The organism is Priestia sp. BR_2 (assembly GCF_041954005.1).
Taxonomy (GTDB): Bacteria; Bacillota; Bacilli; order Paenibacillales; family Paenibacillaceae; genus Paenibacillus_AQ; species Paenibacillus_AQ lautus_A.
In genome coordinates, this window is the sequence record NZ_JAVFHM010000229.1 from 166,523 (window position 1) to 187,037 (window position 20,515).

Annotated in this window: 13 protein-coding genes; all 13 read left to right on the top strand. The window is 57.2% G+C overall.

Annotation, left to right across the window (positions count from 1 at the left end; genetic code table 11):
• Positions 1-82: 82 nt before the first annotated feature.
• Entirely contained in the window at positions 83-1,687 is a 1,605-nt protein-coding gene (locus RB298_RS18830; protein WP_486047970.1) for an RsmB/NOP family class I SAM-dependent RNA methyltransferase, read from the top strand.
• Positions 1,684-2,445 (top strand): pseudouridine synthase, encoded by a 762-nt coding sequence (locus RB298_RS18835; RefSeq protein WP_096776043.1) that lies wholly within the window; start codon positions 1,684-1,686, stop codon positions 2,443-2,445. The genes RB298_RS18830 and RB298_RS18835 overlap by 4 nt, the downstream gene beginning before the upstream one ends.
• 30 nt (positions 2,446-2,475) lie before the next feature.
• Positions 2,476-3,276 (top strand): Cof-type HAD-IIB family hydrolase, encoded by an 801-nt coding sequence (locus tag RB298_RS18840; RefSeq protein WP_015736678.1) that lies wholly within the window; start codon positions 2,476-2,478, stop codon positions 3,274-3,276.
• A 254-nt stretch (positions 3,277-3,530) separates the two neighbouring features.
• A complete protein-coding gene (locus RB298_RS18845; RefSeq protein ID WP_486047973.1) occupies positions 3,531-4,745 on the top strand; it encodes an ABC transporter substrate-binding protein in 1,215 nt (404 codons plus the stop codon).
• Between the two features lie 48 nt (positions 4,746-4,793).
• Positions 4,794-5,864 carry an ABC transporter substrate-binding protein gene (locus RB298_RS18850; protein ID WP_486047975.1) on the top strand — a complete coding sequence of 357 codons (1,071 nt, stop codon included), beginning with the start codon at positions 4,794-4,796 and terminating at the stop codon, positions 5,862-5,864.
• Between the two features lie 9 nt (positions 5,865-5,873).
• Entirely contained in the window at positions 5,874-6,746 is an 873-nt protein-coding gene (locus tag RB298_RS18855) for an alpha/beta hydrolase (protein ID WP_096776040.1), read from the top strand.
• Complete coding sequence (locus RB298_RS18860) at positions 6,727-7,512, top strand: 2,3-dihydro-2,3-dihydroxybenzoate dehydrogenase (RefSeq protein ID WP_096776039.1); 786 nt, start codon at positions 6,727-6,729, stop codon at positions 7,510-7,512. Before RB298_RS18855 ends, RB298_RS18860 begins: the two co-directional genes overlap by 20 nt.
• Positions 7,513-7,590: 78 nt before the next feature.
• On the top strand, positions 7,591-8,838 hold the full coding sequence (gene dhbC, locus RB298_RS18865) for an isochorismate synthase DhbC (protein WP_486047978.1): 1,248 nt from the start codon (positions 7,591-7,593) through the stop codon (positions 8,836-8,838).
• 3 nt (positions 8,839-8,841) lie between these two features.
• Complete coding sequence (locus RB298_RS18870; protein ID WP_096776037.1) at positions 8,842-10,494, top strand: (2,3-dihydroxybenzoyl)adenylate synthase; 1,653 nt, start codon at positions 8,842-8,844, stop codon at positions 10,492-10,494.
• A gap of 21 nt (positions 10,495-10,515) precedes the next feature.
• A complete protein-coding gene (locus RB298_RS18875; RefSeq protein WP_486047980.1) occupies positions 10,516-11,499 on the top strand; it encodes an isochorismatase family protein in 984 nt (327 codons plus the stop codon).
• A 15-nt stretch (positions 11,500-11,514) separates the two neighbouring features.
• Positions 11,515-18,744 carry an amino acid adenylation domain-containing protein gene (locus RB298_RS18880; RefSeq protein ID WP_486047982.1) on the top strand — a complete coding sequence of 2,410 codons (7,230 nt, stop codon included), beginning with the start codon at positions 11,515-11,517 and terminating at the stop codon, positions 18,742-18,744.
• The gene (locus RB298_RS18885; protein ID WP_096776034.1) at positions 18,728-18,955 is read left to right on the top strand and encodes an MbtH family protein; all 228 of its coding nucleotides are present in this window, start codon (positions 18,728-18,730) and stop codon (positions 18,953-18,955) included. Before RB298_RS18880 ends, RB298_RS18885 begins: the two co-directional genes overlap by 17 nt.
• On the top strand, positions 18,952-20,400 hold the full coding sequence (locus RB298_RS18890; RefSeq protein WP_277746600.1) for an MDR family MFS transporter: 1,449 nt from the start codon (positions 18,952-18,954) through the stop codon (positions 20,398-20,400). Before RB298_RS18885 ends, RB298_RS18890 begins: the two co-directional genes overlap by 4 nt.
• Positions 20,401-20,515 lie beyond the last annotated feature (115 nt).

The window sequence follows — 20,515 nt, forward strand, 5'->3', positions numbered from 1 at the left end:
CAGCGGAACATGCGAAAGTTCGCTTCGGCTGTGCGAACATACACTTCAAACCGATACGATACAGAACAGGTAGGTACTTAGTATGGCATTACGTCTGCCTTCGCCGTTTATGGCGAAGATGAAATCGCTGCTCGGCGAAAACTATGACAATTTTATGAAGTCTTATGAACAACCCCCGTTTGCCGGCATTCGGGTGAACACGCTGAAGATCGGCAAGTCCGATTTCTTGGAAATATCCCCCTTTGCCCTTGCGCCCATCCCCTGGTGTCCAACCGGTTACTATATTCAGGAGGGGGAGCGCCCGGGGCGGCACCCTTACTATCATGCAGGGCTTTATTATATCCAGGAGCCGAGCGCCATGGCTCCCGTCGAGCTGCTTGATGTTACGCCGGGCGACCGGGTACTGGATTTGTGCGCCGCTCCGGGGGGCAAATCCACGCAGATTGCGGCGAAGCTGAAGGGGCAGGGGGTGCTGATCAGCAATGATCTGCATCCGGACCGCACCAAAGCGCTGGCCAAAAATTTGGAGATGTACGGCGTGCGGAATGCCGTGGTGCTGAATGAGGAGCCGGAGCGGATTGCCGGGGCTTTTCCCGAATTTTTCACGAAAATATTGATTGATGCTCCATGCTCCGGCGAAGGGATGTTCCGCAAAGACGAATCCATGCTGAAGTACTGGGAGGAATCGTCTCCGCTCAAGTTTGCGGAGATGCAGCGGGACATCCTGAAATCGGCGGCAGCCATGCTCTGCCCGGGAGGCCGGCTCGTGTATTCTACCTGCACCTTCTCTCCGGAAGAGAATGAAGGGATGATTGCGGAGTTTCTGAGCGAACATCCGGATTTTCGCGTGGTTCCGGTGGATCATTCGGAATTCTTTTCCCCGGGAGAAACGGACTGGATGGCGGGCCAAGGGAACGTGAAGGACGATGTGCTGGGACAGCTAGCCGGCACCGCCCGATTGTGGCCGCATAAGGTCAGAGGCGAAGGGCATTTCATGGCCGTGCTTCAGCGGGAAGGTAAGCTGGACCTCCGGGAGGCCGAGAAAGACCAAGCTCCTTGGATCCAGACAGGCAGCCTGAACCACGGTTCGCTTGCTGTCTCCCCGCGGGCCGACTCATCCCGAGAGCGTAAAGGGAAATCCGCTCTCCGGGAAGAGCGGCCGGGAAAACCCGGGAGGGGCAGCAACGGGGCTTCGCGTCAGCAGGCATCCCGCCGAAGCGGGGGAGATCGTCAATCCAATCCGATTTCGATCGACCCGTTCCAGGCCTTTATCCAAGAGCAGCTGCACGTAAAGCTGCAGGGATATCCCGTTGTCTACGGCAGCCATGTGTACGTATCGCCACTGCCGGAGGAGCGTCTGAAGCAGCTGAAGGCCATCCGTCCCGGATGGTACATGGGACAGCTGAAGAATGAACGGTTCGTGCCGGGGCATCCTTTGGCAACGGCGCTGCAAGCGGATGAGGCCGCCCGGCATGTGAGCCTGTCTTCCCAGGACGGCGAAGCGGTCCGGTATTTGAAAGGGGAAACCTTGTCGATTCCGGAGGAACGCGTGACGTGCCGGCCGGGTGCTGAAGCGAAGGGTTATGTGTTAGTGTGTATAGACGGATACTCGGCCGGCTGGGGCAAATGGCAGTCAGGCATGTTGAAGAACGAGTATCCGGCAGGGTGGAGGTGGACATCGGTATGAGTGGCAAAGGCAGGACTACGCAAAGACTGGACAAGGTGCTGTCCAATCTGGGATTCGGCTCGCGGGCCGAATTAAAGAAAAAAGCGAAGCAGGGGAGCATCGTCGTCAACGGAACGGTAACGAAGGATCCGGGAAAACATGTGGATCCCTACGCGGATATCATTGAGTTTGAAGGGGAAACCATTCAATACCGGGAGTACGTGTATCTCATGCTGCACAAACCTCCGGGCGTCGTCTCGGCAACCGAGGATCTGCGCGATCGTACGGTGCTGGATCTGCTGGATGCGGAATATCGGGTCTTTGAGCCGTTTCCGGTGGGCAGGCTGGATAAAGACACGGAAGGACTGCTGCTGCTTACGAATGACGGCAAATTGGCCCATGAGCTGCTGTCGCCCCGGAAGCATATTCCCAAGACCTATGAAGCGACCGTAGAGGGCCGCGTGGACGAAGAGGATGTGCGTCGGTTTGCCGCAGGAGTCACATTGGATGACGGATACGTAACCTTGCCCGGAGAGCTGGCGATCCATTCCCATGAGGAACGGGACGACGGAGTCTCGCTGTCGCGCATCTCGCTGACCATCCATGAAGGCAAATTTCATCAGGTCAAGCGGATGTTTGAGGCGGTAGGCAAAAAAGTCGTGTATCTCAAAAGAATCAGCATGGGCGAACTTCGATTGGATGAAAATCTCGAGATCGGAACTTACCGGGAGCTGACCGAGCAAGAACTGGCTTTGATCGGAAGAGCCGGATCAGAATAGAGAAATAGAGACTTAAAGGATGGATGGAGAATGGGATACAAATTGGTCGCGCTTGACGTAGACGGAACGCTGCTGAATGATCATCACGAAATTACGGAGAAGACCAGGAACACCGTGATGGAAGCCGCAAAACAAGGGGTAGAGATCGTACTGTGCACGGGCAGAGGGCCGCTGAATTCGATTCCTTTCATGAAAAGCATGGGTCTCGGCGGTTATGTCATCAGTCATAACGGCGCGGCAACGGTCGAAGTGGAGACCCATCACATCGTGCATCAGTTCGGCATGGACCCGGGTCAGCTGGAACCCTTCATGAAATATTGCCGTGAGCACGGGGTGCATTTTGACGTGAATACCGCCTTCGAGATGTACGTGGACCAGGTGGATGAGCTTGCCGGACCGGTACGTTCGATGTACGAAAACTATTTGATGCTGCCAAGCAATCTGCCGTCATGGGAGGAGCTGTCGGACCCGGTCGTGAAATTTACGGTATTCGGCGAATCCGCCGATATCGACCGCGTCTATGCGGATTGGAGCAAGTGGACCCTGCCCTTCAACATGCTGCGAAGCGGCGAGTTCTTTATCGACCTGATGCACAGCCAAGCATCCAAGGGAAATGCGCTGAAGCAGCTGGCAGCCAAAAGAGGCTATCGGCCGGACGAAGTGCTGGCCATCGGCAATTACTTCAACGATATTACGATGCTCACTTACGCGGGCATGGGCATTGCGATGGATAATTCGCCGGTAGAGGTCAAGGCCGCCGCAAATGCGGTAACGGCTTCGAATAACGAGGACGGCGTACACGAAGCGCTGGTGAAATACTGCTTGTCGTAAAAATTGAATACTGCAGAAGCGAGAACCCGCCATGGGACACTTGAAGAAAGTGCCCGAAGGCGGGTTTTTTGCGTGAATGGGAGCCGGTTAACCGCATTCTCTAAGAAGATGAAGACAAGCATATCCTTCCAGATTTGGATTGACACGATAGAAGCGTCATGCTATTTTTATAGATGAAAATGATAATCATTATCAGTTATAAAATCTGAAACCCCACGCCTGCATATCGTTTTATCGAAAAAAGGAGGCAGCTCATGCATACGGAAGAAGAGCAGATCATAGATAACGCATCGGATTCGGATCGCAACGGAAAAACCAGCCTGGTGGAGATCAAGGAGTACATCGACAGCCATTATCACGAAGCGTTAACCATTGGCAGACTGGCCGGAATGGCTAATATCTGTCCCAAGTATTTCGTAGACCTGTTCAGGAAGACATTCGGCCAGACCACGATTGATTACCTGACGCATGTTCGCATGAATCACGCCAAGCGTTACTTGGCCGAATCGGACGATCGGCTTCGGGATATCGCACAGAAGGTTGGTTATAAGGACGAGTTCTATTTCAGCCGGATATTCAAGAAGAAGGTGGGCATGTCGCCGTCGGAATATGCCCGAAATTCGAGGCAGCTGATCGCGGCCTGTTCTTCTGCGATCATCGGGCAGCTGGTGGCGCTGAACGTCATTCCAGCCGCCGCGCCGCTTGATGCGAAGTGGACCCCGTTTTATTACAATGCCTACAATTCGGAGATCAAGTCCCGCTTGAAATTGACGAACCCTTATCCGGACAGCCGCTTTGAGGAGAATATCGAGCAGCTGTTCCGCGCCAAACCCGACGTCATTATCGGCATGGATCACCTGGGTGAAGAGGAAATAGCCAAGCTGGAGCCTATCGCCCCCACCTTCATTGTTCCGTCCCATGCAGGGTGGAAGAAGCAGCTGGAGCTGATCGCGGCATTCCTGAACAAGGAAGAACAAGCACAGTTCTGGATCGGACAGTATGAGCGGAAAGTGGCGCGGGCACGCTCGCGAATGCAGGAAGTGGTGGGGAATGATCGTGTTGCCGCGCTGCGGATATATGGGCAAAATCTCTATTCCTACGGTAACCGGGGGCTTGAGGAAGTGCTGTTTCAGGATTTGCAGCTCAAGGGAGCTTGCCGATCTGATGCCAGCCGGAATCAGCAGATAACGATGGATGATTTGCTGCGGTGCGATCCGGACCGGATTCTGATCGCGGTATGCCCGGAAGCCGCATCGCGGCGCTATTGGCTCGCGCTCCAGCATTCCGCCGAGTGGCATAGGCTTCGAGCCGTCGCTCAAGGAAGGGTCTATACGATCTCGTCCGATCCTTGGTTCGAATACTCCGCGCTTGCCGTGACGAGAATGCTGGACGAGGCGATGCTGCTGTTTACAGGAGATAGTCCAAACGGAGTTCTGGATAAAAGCCATGGTGAATCGTTTGCTACGTAATATATACTCGTCTTAATTGAGAATCATTATCACAGGAGGAGATACATTGTGGCAAAACGTTTCAATCGTGGAAAGAGAATTTGGAGGATCAATATAGCGGCACTTGCGTGTTGTGCCGTCATCATAGGCTTGCTGTCAGGCTGTGGGGATAAGGCGGAGACCGAAGCGTCCGGTGGCGATCAGGAGGCAGCGAAGACCGCAGCGGTGGAGACGTCCGGCAAAGCAGGGAGCAGCCAAGCGTCGACGGAGGAACCAGGGACGAACCGTGAGGAGACGTCCACGAAGGAGGAACGTACGGTAACGGATGAGCTTGGACACGAAGTGAGGATTCCGGCTGAGGTGAACAAGGTGTTTGCGCCGAACATGGAAGATTCCTTGTTGAAGCTCGGCGTGAAGCCCGTTGCCCAATGGGCCAACGGCAAGCAAGGACACTCTTATTTGCAGGAGGAGCTGGACGGCATTCCCCTGATCGATTTTTCGGGTGGCTTGCCTTCGCCGGAGGCCCTGATGTCCTACGAACCGGATCTTATCGTGCTTCACACGGAGACTTACGCGGCGGACGGCACCTATGAGAAATACGCCAAAATCGCGCCGACGTACGTATTCAAAAATGCTTCCGGGAATGTCGAGAAATCGCTGACCACCCTGGGCGATCTGCTCGGGAAGGCGCCGGAGGCCGAGACCGCCTTGAAAAATTATCAGCAAAAAGCAAGCGAAGCGAAGGCGAAGCTGAGTTCCGTGGTGGGGGACAAGAACGTGGCCATTATCCGTTTCGCACCCAGAGGAGTCAGTTTGATGGGCGGAAATTACCTGTGCGGATATGTCATCCATCAGGACCTGGGACTGGGCAAGTCCAAGCTGGTCGAGAACGAGAATGCAGCTAACCTATCCCTGGAAATACTCCCGCAGCTCGATGCGGACTATATATTCGTCATCAACGCCTATGATCAAGGAACGGAACGCATGAAGGAAATGACGGAAAGCCCGATCTGGAAAGGCATGCCCGCGGTCAAGAACGGTCAGGTCTATGAAGCCGATAACGAATACTGGCTGGGAAGCGGCCTGATCGCTTACGAGAAAATCGTGGATGACGTCGTTCGCTCCATTGCGGGTCAATAGGAGGAACATATGAGCCATCATACGACTTCCGTAGACATGATGAGGCGCAGCGTGGTGCTGGCCCGTGCGGAGCATTGGGGGATGCGCTCGAGGGGCGGGCGCCGCTATCGAATCATAACGGCACAGCCGACGGGACCGGCCCCGCCGTCCGGATATCCGGTCATCTATTTACTGGACGGCAACAGCGTGTTTCACACGATGGTCGAGACGCTGCGCCTGCAGTGCCACAGGCCGGACAAAACCGGGATATTGCCGGCTGTCGTTGTAGGCATCGGTTACGAGACGGAGGGGCAGTATGCTTCGGACCGGTTCTATGATTACACGCCCTATCCAAACACGAAGTTCAGGAACAAGCTGGACGGGGATTCCGTGCCGGAGCAGGGGGGAGCTGCTGAGTTTCTGCAATTCATCGAGGAGGAGCTGAAACCGCAGATCGAGGGCGAGTTCAACATTGACCGGCATCGCCAGACGATATTCGGCCATTCCCTCGGCGGGCTGTTCACGCTCTATGCCATGTTCAGCAAACCGCAGGCGTTCTCGTGTTACATCGCCGGCAGCCCTTCTATTCACTGGAATTCGGAGTGTCTACGCGAGCTGGAGCAGCGCTATGCCGATCAGGTCAAGGAACAACCTTATCCTGTTCGGCTGCTGCTTGGCGCAGGAGAGCTCGAAAGGCCCCACGTCACCGGCAATTGCATCCGCGCATCTGAGCTCGCCGAACGTCTGGCTGTTCTGTCCGAGTACGGCATGCATGCCGAATTCAAGGAGTTTGAGGGGGAAGGGCATCTATCCGTGCTGCCAGTCCTCATCAGCAGAGCATTACGGTTTGCCCTTTACCCTGAACACGAAGGAGATGATCACCATGGAGAGTACAGGCATTAGAGGAAAAGTAGCGCTCGTGACCGGTGCCGCCCAAGGAATAGGCGAAGCGGTGGCACGGGCCCTTGCCCGGCAAGGAGCCGTTGTAGCGGCCTGCGACCGAAAGGAGGCCGAGCTGCTCCGCCTTGCGGCCGACCTATCCGGATCAGGCGTTCATGCCGCGGCTTACAAGACGGATGTGAGCCGCAGTGCCGAGGTTGAAGCGATGGTCGAACGGGTTGAGGATGAGCTGGGACCGATCGAGATTCTCGTCAACGTTGCGGGAGTGCTGCGGGTCGGCGGGGTCGAGTCGCTTACCGACGAGGATTGGCAGGCCCACTTCAACGTCAATACCCACGGCGTATTCTACACCTCGCGCTCCGTCGTGCGACGCATGGCGAGCCGTCATTCCGGAGCTATCGTGACGGTAGGCTCGAATGCGTCCAAGGTTCCGCGGTCCCAGATGTCGGCCTACGCAGCCTCCAAGGCGGCGTCCACGATGTTTACGAAATGCCTGGGGCTCGAATATGCCCGCCACCATATCCGCTGTAACGTGGTTTCCCCGGGCTCTACGGATACCGAAATGCAGCGTTTGTTATGGAAGGATGAACATGGTGCAAGGCCCATTATCGAGGGGGCGCCGGACTCCTTCCGCCTCGGCATACCGCTTGGCAAAATCGCAATCCCTTCGGACATTGCGGATGCGGTCGTTTTCCTTGTATCCGATCGGGCCGGGCACATGACGATGCAGGACGTATGCGTGGATGGCGGCGCGACGTTGGGATGCTGAGCATTTACGGGTTTTCATGCTTGATGATTTTCTAAATTCAATATACTAGGTAGGCTCATAAGCAGAGAGGAGACTGAAATGTTACGCTATGATGCTCCAACCGCAGCGGAGGCTGCGCAACTTATGGAACAATACCAGGTCGGTTCGTCTTTCTTCTTCTCATCCCCTCGCAAGACGCTGTTAACGCATGGAGAGTACTCAAGACTACTGCCGGTTCCCGCGGGAACCGGGCACAGATCGCTGCCGGAACGCGTCCGTGAATTGCTGGAATTCGCGAAGCAAGCGGGACGGCCGGATGCCGTTGTTGTTGGCGCCATACCTTTTGACATTCAAAAACCGGCCAGTCTGTTTATTCCGCTTTCGGCCCAGTGGCACGATTCCCTTCTATTCTCTGAAGGCGGGGATCCGGAAATGCCCCGAATTTCCAGTTACAAGGTGCTTTCCGTTCCGGAGCCGACGGCGTTCAAGGAAGGCGTGAACCGGCTGCTGGACCTCATTTCTCAAAAGAAACTCCATAAAGCGGTGCTTTCCCGAACGCTGGATATCACGCTTCCTCATGCCCTGTCCATTCCACAGATATTGACTCATTTAGCTTATCACCACTCCCATGGCTACACGTTTGCCGTACCGTTGGCACCCGAATTGTCCCACGCTTCAAGCCCGTATGCCGTTGCATCCACCCGGACGCTGTTTGGCGCAAGCCCCGAGCTCTTAGTTACGAAGAAGGGTTCGCGAATCAAAGGAAATCCATTGGCGGGCTCTGCGGCACGAAGCGCCGATCCCGCTGAAGATCAGCGGCGGGCGGCAGCCCTGCTGTCATCCGCCAAAGACCGATATGAGCATGCCATCGTAATCGATGCCGTGGCATCGGCCTTGCAGCCTTATTGCAGCAAGCTGGAGGTTCCCGCCGAACCTGCGCTCGTACAGACCCAAGCCATGTGGCATCTATCCACCGAAATCAATGGCGTCATGAAGGATGAATCGGTAACGTCATTGGAGCTTGCCCTGGCCATGCATCCGACGCCGGCAATCTGCGGTACGCCGACCGATGCGGCCCGGGATGCCATACAAGAGATCGAGCCGTTCGATCGCGGCTTCTACTCGGGAGCCGTCGGTTGGTCGGATGCCAACGGGGATGGCGAGTGGGCGGTGACGATTCGCTGCGCAGAAACGGAAGGAACCTTATTGCGGGTGTTCGCAGGCGCAGGAATCGTGACCGGTTCCATAGCGGAGGCGGAGCTGGCCGAGACTTCGGCCAAATTCCGCACGATTCTGGCCGCGATGGGCTTGAATGAACAACAAACAACGATGTTGGAGGAGGGATGAGGAATGTTGGCAGGTTGTAAGGCTTGGCCGGAGGAATTTGCCGCCCGCTACCGGGAGGCAGGCTGCTGGCAGGGCGAAACCTTTGGAGAGCTCTTGCGTAAACGGGCTGCAGCGCATGGGGAACGGGTTGCGGTCGTGTGCGGCGACCGGCACATAAGCTACGCCGAGCTGGACAACCGGGTGGATCGATTGGCCGCGGGATTTCTTAAGCTCGGCATTAAGGCACAGGAGCGGGTTATCGTTCAACTGCCGAATATCGCTTCATTTTTCGATACGATATTCGCGCTGTTCCGGATCGGAGCGCTTCCCGTCTTCGCTCTGCCCGTTCATCGCCGGAACGAAATCGTATATCTGTGCGGCTTTAGCGAAGCCGCCGCGTATATCGTTCCCGATATGGAAACGGGCTTCGATTATCGCGACCTGGCGGCTCAGGTTCAGGCATCGGTCCCTTCCCTCCGCCATGTCATCGTAGCCGGCGACCCGGGTCCGGGGGCGTTCGCATCCCTGGACGATTTGTACCTCGATGATTCGGAGCGCTCTTTGTACGGATCAGACGCGGAAGGCCCTGTTCCCGGCGATATCGCGTTTCTCCAGCTGTCGGGCGGGACGACCGGACTGCCGAAGCTCATACCACGAACGCATGACGACTATATTTACAGCTTGCGCATGAGCGCCGAAATCTGCTCGCTGGATAAGGATAGCGTTTATTTGGCGGTACTTCCCGTCGCGCATAATTTTCCGCTCAGCTCGCCGGGCGTGCTGGGGACGCTGTATGCCGGAGGCAGGGTTGTTCTTGCCCGGTCAGCGAGTCCGGATGCGGCATTTCCGCTGATCGCTTCCGAGGGCGTCACGATAGCGGCGGTCGTTCCGCCCCTGGCCATGATTTGGCTTGAAGCGGCACCATCCCGTTCCGAAGACCTCTCCAATCTGCAGGTGCTGCAGGTAGGCGGGGCCAAATTCAGTGCGGAGGCGGCCAAACGCGTGCAAACGGTGCTGGGATGCAAGCTGCAGCAAGTGTACGGGATGGCGGAAGGCTTGGTGAACTATACCCGGCTGGATGACCCCGAAGACATAACGGTGCATACGCAGGGGCGGCCCATGTCCCCTTACGATGAAGTGAAGCTGGTCGATGAGGATGATGTCGAGGTAGCCCCCGGCGAAGTCGGGGAATTGCTGACACGGGGGCCTTATACGATTCGCGGCTACTATAAAGCGGACAAGCATAACGAAAAGGCTTTTACCACGGACGGCTTCTATCGCACGGGTGACCTTGCCAGCATGACGCCTTCAGGTTACCTGGTGATCCAAGGCCGTTCCAAGGATCAAATTAACCGAGGGGGGGACAAGGTTGCAGCCGAAGAGGTGGAGAACCATCTGCTTGCCCATCCCAGCGTGCACGATGCTGCCGTGGTCGCGATGCCGGACGAGTATCTGGGCGAGCGGACCTGCGCCTTCGTTATCGTTCATCATGGCGCGGTTAGCGGCAATGAGCTGAAGGCGTTTCTCAGGAATAGAGGGCTCGCTGCGTACAAAATCCCGGATCGGGTGGAATTTATGGATTCCTTCCCCCACACGGGTGTCGGCAAAGTAAGCAAAAAGCAGCTGCGGGAGCTCGCGGCTCAGAATCAGGACGCACGGCTGAAACTTTCCAAATAATATCGAAATGAGGAGATATGGATGGCACTTCCTAAGATTTTACCTTATCCCATGCCAGGGGAGACCGACCTGCCCAAGAACAAGGTAGCATGGACGGCGGATTCGAACCGTGCCGTGCTGCTCATCCACGATATGCAGCAATATTTCATCGACGCGTTCACGCCTGATCAATCGCCGGTCGTGGAACTGATCGCCCATATTCAGAAGCTGCGTTCCTGCTGCGCGGAGCTTGGCATTCCCGTGATCTATTCGGCCCAGCCCGGGGGCCAGGCACCGGAGCAGCGCGGCCTGCTGCAGGATTTCTGGGGATCCGGCATCAACGACGGTCCCTACCAGAAAAAGTTCGTGGATGCGGTGGCGCCGTCGGAACGGGATATGCTGTTGACCAAATGGAGGTACAGCGCCTTCCAGAAGACCGATCTGCATGAAATCATGCGCGGGTTCGGCCGCGACCAGCTGATGATCTGCGGGATCTATGCTCACATCGGCTGTCTGTTGACCGCCGGCGAAGCTTTCATGAAAGACATACAGCCGTTCTTCATTGCGGATGCCCTTGCGGATTTCTCGTTAGAGAAGCACCGTCTGGCACTTGTTTATGCAGCGGAACGCTGCGCCGTTACGCTGACCACGGAACGACTGATCGCTTCGCTGACTTCAGCGCGTCACCCCGTCTCGGGTCGTTCCGAAGCTCGAACCGGAGAGGGAAGACCCGCAGATGCTGTGGAGGAGCTATCGCCGCTCACGCTGCAGACGCTGCGAGAGAACGTAGCGGAATTGCTGCAGGAACGGCCGTCGAGCATCGGCGAGGATGACCATTTGATTGAATACTGGGGACTGGATTCCATTCGCATCATGAGTTTGGCCGAGCGCTTCCGGCGCGAGGGCTTGGATATCAGCTTTGTGGAGTTGGCCGAGCAACCGACACTGGCGGGCTGGTGGGGATTGCTGTCGGACAAGCAGAACGTGCGCGTGTCACCGCCCAATTATGATTACTATACGGTGTAAAAGGAGGGAATTCATATGATTGAGCAAAAGAGGGAGCGCTGGTCCCTGTCCGGTGCGCAGCTGGGGATATGGTATGCCCAGCAGCTGGACCCCGACAATCCGATATTCAACACGGCGGAATGCATTGAGATTCGAGGACCTGTAGATCCGGTTCTCTTCGAGAAGGCCTTGCGTCAGGTGGTGGGGGAGGCCGATGCCCTGTTTGCCCGCTTCAGCGAAGATGCGGACGGTCCTTGGCAGTCGATCGATACGTCTCCTGACTGGCCTCTGCACGTGATGGATGTCAGCGGGAAGGTGGATCCTCATCTTGCTGCCCAAAGCTGGATGGAGCATGACCTTGCCCAAGCTATCGATCTAAGCCAAGGACCGCTGTTTACGGAGGCGCTGTTCAAGCTCGCCGCCGATCGCTACTATTGGTACCAACGCATCCATCATATCGCGATCGACGGGTTCGGCGTATCGCTTCTGCTGCAAAAAGTTTCCGAGGTCTACACGGACTTAACGAGCGGGGACACATCCGGCATAGGCCCGTTCGGCAGGTTCCGGACGATCCTGGAAGAAGATGCGTCATACCGCATGTCGCAACAGCTCGACTCGGATCGCCAATTCTGGCTGCAGCGCTTTGCCGATGAGCCAGAGGCGGTCAGCTTAGGGGGACAGGCACAGCGTTCGGCGCGGAGCTTTCTGCGCCGTTCGGCGCAGCTTCCGGCCTCTTCAATGCAACGTTTGCAGGCAGCAGCGCAAGCTGCAGGGACAAGCTGGCCGGATGCGATTGCGGCTGCTGCGGCTCTATATGTCCATCGTATAACAGGCGCCGAGGAGGTTGTGCTTGGATTGCCGGTGATGTGCCGCTTAGGCTCGTCATCCATCCGCATTCCGGGCATGGTCATGAATTTGCTCCCGCTCCGGGTGCGCGTCAGGCCCGATATGACCCTGATCGATCTGCTGCGGCAGGTCGCACGGGAGAATCGCGAAATCAAGCGGCATCAGCGCTACAGGCATCAAGACATCCGGCGTGATCTCAAGCTGCTTGCGGACAACCGCAGGTTATTCGGACCGCTCGTGAATGTGATGCCTTTTGCGGAAGAATTGAACGTTGGCGGTTTCCGAGGCAGCGTCCGCAATCTTGCGTCCGGTCCCGTGGATGATTTGACGATGAACGTGTACGGCGGATTGGGCGGGCACGGGCTGAGAATCGACATGGATGCCAATCCGCAGATTTACGGCGCAGATGAGTTAGAGTCCCATTTACAACGCTATTTGTATCTGCTGGACAGCCTTGCCGAAGCGGAGCCGAATGATCCCGTCGGGGGCTTGGACTATATTTTGCCGGATGAACGCGAGAAGGTGCTCGTTCAGTGGAACGATACGACCCGCGCCTTGCCGCAGATCAGCGTGCCGCAATTATTCGAGGAGCAGGCTGCGCGTACGCCGCAGGCGGAAGCCGTCATATGCGAAGGGCTATCCGTTCGTTACGAGGACCTGAACAGACAGGCGAATCGCCTGGCCCGCTTACTGATTGCCCGGGAAATAGGGCCTGAGCGAATCGTTGCCCTGTCGCTGCCACGGTCGGTGGATATGCTTGTTGCCATCCTCGCCGTTCATAAGGCCGGGGCGGCATACTTGCCATTGGATCCGGACTATCCGGATGATCGGATCGCTTATATGCTTGCCGATGCCAACCCGGCATGCTTGATAACGACCCGGCAGCTGTCTGAACATTTCGCGGCTGTCATGGAAGATAAGGACGTAATCTTGTTGGATGCCGCGGCTACCCTTCAGCGATTGGAGCAGCAGGCCTTTCATAATCCTGTCGATGCTGATCGCGTACGTCCGCTGCTGCCGCTTCACCCGTCCTACGTTATTTATACTTCCGGATCAACCGGCCGACCCAAGGGGGTCATGCTCACGTTCGAAGGCCTGGCCAATCTGCTGTCGGATATGCGCGAGCGTTTAGGCATCGGGGAGCGGGACCGCTGGCTGTCGGTCACCACGATGTCATTCGATATCTCGGTCATGGAGATGCTGCTGCCCCTGGCATGCGGTTCGACGCTCGACATCGTGATGCGGGATACCATTCTCGACGCAGCGGCGCTCATACGACGAATTCGGGAGACGAGAACCACCATCATGCAGGCGACCCCGACGTTATGGCAGTCGATTGTCGCTTGCCGCCCAGGGAAATTTGAGCGGCTCAAAGTCATTACCGGGGGCGAGGCGCTGCCGGTCGGTCTTAAGTTTGCGCTTCAGGACCTGAACTGCGAAGTGAACAATCAATATGGTCCGACGGAGACAACGATTTATTCGACGGCGGCAAAACTCGATCAAGCACCAGAAAAGCCATCCATCGGAGGACCGCTGTGGAATACGAGACTGTATGTGCTCGATTCTTCGCTCTCACCGGTTCCGCCAGGCGTAACGGGCGAGCTGTACATTGCGGGCTTGGGGCTTGGCCGGGGGTACTTGGGAAGACCCGACTTGACGGCGGATCGGTTTGTCGCGGATCCTTACGGCCCCCCGGGCTCCCGGATGTATCGAACTGGCGACCTTGCCCGCTGGCAGGAGAACGGCTGGATCGATTATTTGGGACGCGCCGACCATCAGATCAAGCTGCGCGGCTTCCGGATCGAGACCGGCGAGATCGAGTCCGTGCTTGCGGCTCATCCGGCAGTGGAGCAGGCCTTTGTCATGGTTCGCGAGGATCGGGTCGGAGATCGCCGGCTTGTGTCTTATATCGTTCCGTCGTCAGACTGGCCACATCCCATCGATTCGGCAGATTTACGGAGTTATGCCGCAGAGAAACTGGCGGAGTATATGGTGCCGTCTGTCATCGCAGCCATTGAAGCGCTGCCGCTCACGCCGAACAAGAAGGTGGATCGCAAAGCGCTTCCCGTGCCTGATGTCCGGCTGGCGGCCGGGCGTATGCCGCGAACGCCGCAAGAGGAGATGCTTTGCACGATTTTTGGCGAGGTGCTGGGCTTGCCAAGGGTTACCATCGACGATGATTTCTTCGAGCTTGGCGGTCATTCCCTGTTAGCCGGCCGGGTCATGGTGCGTATCCGGGAAGCATTCGGCGCAGAGCTAAGCATTGGCAGCCTGTTCGAAGCGTCAACGGCCGCGAGTCTCGTCAAGCGGCTCGATCATGCGCAAGCAGCCAGGCAGGCCGTGCGTCCCGCGGCAAGATGCGAGCGCTTGCCGTTGTCGTTTGCGCAGCAGCGGTTATGGTTTTTATATCGGTTGGAGGGTCCGAGCCCAACCTATAATATTCCTCTTGTGGCCCGCTTGTCGGGTGACCTCGATCTGGCATCGCTGCGTATGGCACTGAGGGATGTAGTGGCTCGGCATGAGTCGCTGCGCACGGTGTATCCTGAACACGACGGGGCTTCGTATCAGCGCATTTTGGATGCCGAGAGGGCCCGGCCGGAGCTAATGGTAACCGAGATCCGCGAAGCGGAGCTTGCGGATCGATTGGCCGATGCCGTCAGGTACCGTTTCGAGCTTGCAGCCGAAACTTCCCTTCGGGCAGAGCTGTTCAAGCTGGGCGATCGAGAGTTTGTCCTGCTGTTGCTGCTGCATCATATCGCCGGAGACGGCTGGTCGCTTACCCCGTTGACGCGGGATCTAGCGGATGCCTACGCGGCAAGGTGCCTGGGGAGCGAGCCGACATGGACTCCGTTACCGGTACAATATGCGGATTATGCCATGTGGCAGCAGAAGCTGTTTGGCCGCTCGGGCGACGAGAACAGCCTGATTGACCGCCAGCTGGAATATTGGACCGAAGCGCTTTCCGGCTTGCCGGAGCAATTGGAGCTGCCTACCGACTTTCCACGGCCCGCCGTGGCCAGTTATCAGGGCGGCAGCGTGCCGTTTTCGATATCCCGTGAGCTGCATCAGCAATTGAATGGGCTCGCGCAGAGCAACAGGGCGACTTTATTCATGGTATTTCAGTCCGCGATGGCTGCGCTGTTTACGAAGCTGGGTGCAGGTACGGACATTCCGATCGGTAGCCCCGTATCGGGTCGGAATGACGACAATCTGGATCATTTAATCGGTTTCTTCATCAATACCCTTGTGTTTCGCGTGGATACGTCGAACGACCCGACGTTCGATGAGCTGCTGCGACGGGTGCGGGAAAAGAGCTTGGCAGCCTTCGAGCATCAGGACGTGCCGTTCGAGCGGCTTGTCGAGACGCTTAATCCTCCGCGTTCCCGGGCGAGACATCCACTCTTCCAAGTGATGCTGGTGCTGCAGAACACGCCGGAAACTTCGCTTGAGCTTCCGGGAATCAGCTCGAAGCTGCAGCTGCAAAACGTTGGCACTTCGAAGTTCGACTTAACCTTCGAACTGACCGAGCGGCGGGATCAAACCGGCGAGCCGGACGGAGTGGACGGCTTCATTGAATTCAGCTCGGATTTGTTTGAGCGCGGGACGGCGGAAGCGATGGCGGAACGATACGTGCGCGTATTGGAAAGTGCTGTCGTTGAACCAAGTAAAACCATCAGCAAACTGGATATTCTAACCGTTGATGAACAGGAGGAGATTCGTCGACAATGGAGTGCGCCGCTGCCAGTCACCGAGCAGGCAACTTTGTCCGAGCGGTTTGAAGCGCAGGTCAGCCGCTCGCCTCAATCGGTCGCGATTGTCCATGACGGCCAGTCTATGAGTTATGAGGAGCTGAACGAGCGAGCCAACCGGCTTGCCCATTTCTTGATTGCCTCCGGCGTCGGTACGGAGCAGATCGTAGCTCTCGCGCTGCCGCGTTCGGTGGATATGGTCGTCTGCATTCTGGCCGTGCTTAAAGCGGGGGCCGCTTACCTGCCTCTGGATCCGGAGTATCCGGAGTATCGATTGGCTTACATGTTGGAGAATGCTTGTCCGGTATGCATCATGACGAGCGTTCACGTGATGGATCAGCTGCCGAGTTTCGGACGATGGCTGCGCGTTGTCATCGATGGACCTGAAGAGGCTATGCAATGGCAGGGTTATTCCAAGGAGAATCCAAGCGACCGTGAGCGTCTTGGACGGCTTATGCCGCAGAATGCCGCTTATATCATTTATACCTCCGGTTCCACAGGCAAACCGAAGGGCGTGCTGGTGCCGCATCAGAATGTCGTCCGGCTATTCGATTCCACCCGGCATTGGTTCCAGTTTAATGAAACCGATGTATGGACCTTGTTCCATTCGTATGCCTTCGATTTCTCGGTGTGGGAAATATGGGGGCCGCTCTTGTACGGCGGCCGGCTGGTCGTGGTTCCGCATACGGTCAGCCGTTCGCCTGAAGAGATGATAGGCTTGCTGGTCCGGGAAGGCGTGACCGTGCTGAATCAGACGCCGTCGGCGTTCTATCCTTTGATTCAGGCGGATCGGGAGCAGCCGGAGACGGGTCGGCAGTTGTCGCTAAGGTACGTTGTGTTCGGAGGCGAAGCCTTGGAGCTTGGCCGGCTTACGGATTGGTATCGGCGCCATGCCGACGATGCCCCGCGTCTGATCAACATGTACGGCATAACGGAAACAACCGTGCATGTCAGCTACATGGAGCTGAACCGAAACCTGGCGCTCCCGGGAGCCGGCAGCCTGATCGGCGAAGCGATCCCGGATCTGCGGGTGTACGTGCTCGATGACAGGCTTCAGCCCGTTCCGTATGGCGTCATCGGGGAAATGTATGTCGCCGGCGCAGGATTGGCGCGCGGGTACTGGGGACGTCCCGACCTTACCGCCGACCGGTTCGTGGCGGACCCATACGGCCCGCCGGGGACAAGAATGTACCGAACCGGCGATTTGGCGAGACGTTTTGCCGACGGCACGCTGGATTATTTGGGACGGTCCGACCATCAGGTGAAAATACGCGGCTTCCGGATCGAGCTTGGCGAAATCGAATCGGTCCTCGTGCGTCATGAGGCACTCTCGCAGGCGGCTGTCATCGTGCGTGAGGATCAGCCCGGTGACCAGCGGCTTGCGGCTTATGTCGTCGGCAATACAGGTGAATCGCCTTCGGGTACGGAGCTGCGCCGCTATGCCGCTTCGCTGCTTCCTGATTATATGGTTCCATGGGCCTTCGTCATGATGGACAAGCTGCCGCTTACGCCTAACGGAAAGCTGGATCGCAAAGCGCTGCCCGCCCCCGAGATGCCGCCGGATGCGGATGGGCGCAATCCGCGAACTCCGCAGGAGGAAGTGTTATGCGAGCTGTTTGCCGAAATCCTCGGCGCCAAGCGGGTCGGCATCGATGACAGCTTTTTCGAGCTCGGCGGTCACTCTTTATTGGCGGTCCGGCTCATCAGCCGGGTTCGCGAAGCGCTCGGCAAAGAATTGAGCATTGCAGCATTATTCGAAGCACCGACGGTAGCGGGGCTAGTCGACAAGCTTGAGATGGGCGGCGGGAACAGCGCGCTGCAGGTCGTGCTTCCGCTTCGGTCGCATGGAGATCAAACCCCGCTGTTCTGCGTGCATCCGGCAGGAGGATTAAGCTGGTGCTACGCCGGTTTGATGAAGCATCTCGGCATGAATTATCCGATTTACGGCTTGCAGGCAAGGGGCATTGCCCAAGCGGAGGAGCTGCCGGGATCGCTGGAAGAGATGACGGCAGACTACATCGGCCATATCCGCTCCATGCAGCCAGCGGGTCCATATCGGCTGCTCGGCTGGTCTTTGGGCGGCAATGTCGCTCAGTCGATTGCGGTACAGCTGCAGGAAGCGGGTGAAGACATTGAATTGCTCGCCATACTGGATGCTTATCCGAGCCATTATTTGCCGATCAAGGAAAAACCCGACGAAGACGAGGCTTTGACCGCGCTGCTGGCGCTTGGAGGCTTCGACAGGGAGAGCATTGAAGCGGGGCTTGGAGACGCGCCGTTAACCATAACGGCTGCCCTTGAACTGCTGCGAAAAGAGAGCAGCGCGCTCTCGTCCCTTGAGGAAGAAACGATCATGAATCTGAAGACGACCTATGAAAATTCGGTTCAACTGCTAAAAGCTTACATTCCGAAGCGGTTTGAGGGAGATATGTTATTCTTTCACTCCACGATCATCCCGGATTGGTTTGACCCCATCGACCCGGAGATGTGGGAGCCTTACGTAGGCGGCAAAATCGAGCGGCACGATATCGAATGCCGTCATCAGGATTTATGCCAGCCGGGACCTCTGGATGAGATCGGCAAGACGATTCTAAACAAGCTTGAAGAAATGGCATCTAAAACAGAGACAACGAGGGACAGGAGGGAACTGATCTATGACCAATCCTTTTGAGCAAGCCGGCGGCAAGTTTCTTGTACTGATGAACCACGAGGGCCAATATTCGCTCTGGCCGGCGTTCGCGGCTATTCCGGCCGGCTGGAACCAGGTTCTGGGACTTAGCACGCGGGAGGAATGCGTCGCCTATATCAACGAGAACTGGGTCGATTTACGGCCGCGGAGCTTGTATGCCGATGCGGGAGCAATTCCGGAACCCGGACCATGAGCCATGGGCTGAATCCAAAAAAAGTAGTATGCATCGTCTATGTGGCCGCGATGTTTGTGGTTGCCATGGACGCCACCGTGCTGAACGTGGCGCTTCAGACGATCAGCAGGGAGCTTGAAGTGCCCCCTGCGGCTTCAGGCGTGCTGAATGTCGGTTATTTGGTCAGCTTGGCCATCGTTCTGCCGATGGCGGGCTGGCTTGGCGATACATGGGGAACGAAGCGTACGTTTCTCCTGGCACTGGGCCTTTTTACCGGAGCATCCGTATTGTGCAGCTCTGCAGACAGCTTGGCTGCGTTGACGCTTTTTCGCGTGATCCAAGGCATCGGCGGCGGCTTGCTGACCCCTGTCGGCATGGCGATGCTGTTCCGCATGTTCCCGCCGCAGGAGCGCGCGAAAATCTCCCGGGCGCTCATCCTGCCTATCGCGATTGCGCCTGCAATCGGCCCGGTTGTGAGCGGGCTGCTTCTTGAATATTTGACGTGGCGGTGGATCTTCTTCGTGAGCTTGCCGATCGGCATTCCCGCTCTCGTGTTCGGTTTATTCTGGCTGAAGGAGCATCGGGAGCCGGATGCCGGCAAGCTGGACGTGCCGGGCCTGCTGCTGTCCGCGCCGGGGCTTGCCCTGCTGATGTTCGCCTTGAGCCAGGGACCGCTGCACGGGTGGGACGCCCCGCGGGTATGGGGCGCCGGCCTGGCTGGCATCCTGCTGTTATCTGCTCTGGTGAAGGTGGAGCTAAGGGCTGCGAAACCGCTGCTGGATTTGCGGCTGCTGGGCAATCGCTTGTTCCGAACGTCAGGTATCATCGCAATGTGTGCATCTGCAGGTCTGCTGGGCATGCTCTACGTATTTCCCTTGATGTATCAGAACGCCCTGCACGTCTCCGCCTTGGATACGGGGCTGACGACGTTTCCCGAAGCCATCGGGCTGATGGTTGCCTCGCAGCTCGTACCCTGGACGTATCCAAGGATGGGCCCTAGGCGAGTGATCATCATGGGATTTGCGGTTACCGCGCTGATTTTTATTATGCTCAGCATGGTGGACGCCGGGACGAATCCGTGGTTTATACGGGCCCTGCTATTTGGCGTCGGCATTTTCCTTGGTCAAACCGTGGGATCCGTTCAGATCGCTGCCTTCGCCACCATCCCGCCTGCTTCGATGGGGCGCGCTTCCACCTGGTTCACGGTGCAGAACAGGCTTGGTCCCGCCATCGGGCTGGCTGTTCTATCAGGCATCTTGGCTGCCGTTGGAACGGAGACCGTAAACGCGGCGGGGGAGTTGGGGCCGAATCTGACGGCATATCGAGCAGCATTGCTTGGGGCCGCTGGCTTCCTGCTCATCGGTGCAGGCGCGGCGTTATGGATACGGGATGCCGATGCGGCGTCCACGATTCGCAAACCCGCTACAATACCGGCCAAGGAACAGGCGACTCCAGCCGAGAAATAACCGTGCTAAACATCCGGATGCCATAGACGAGATCCCCTTGGATTTAGTGGACATACGCTTAGTTTTCGGCGATGGCCGGATAGCCGTAAAAGCATTTCAAGTGAAAAAGGGGCTG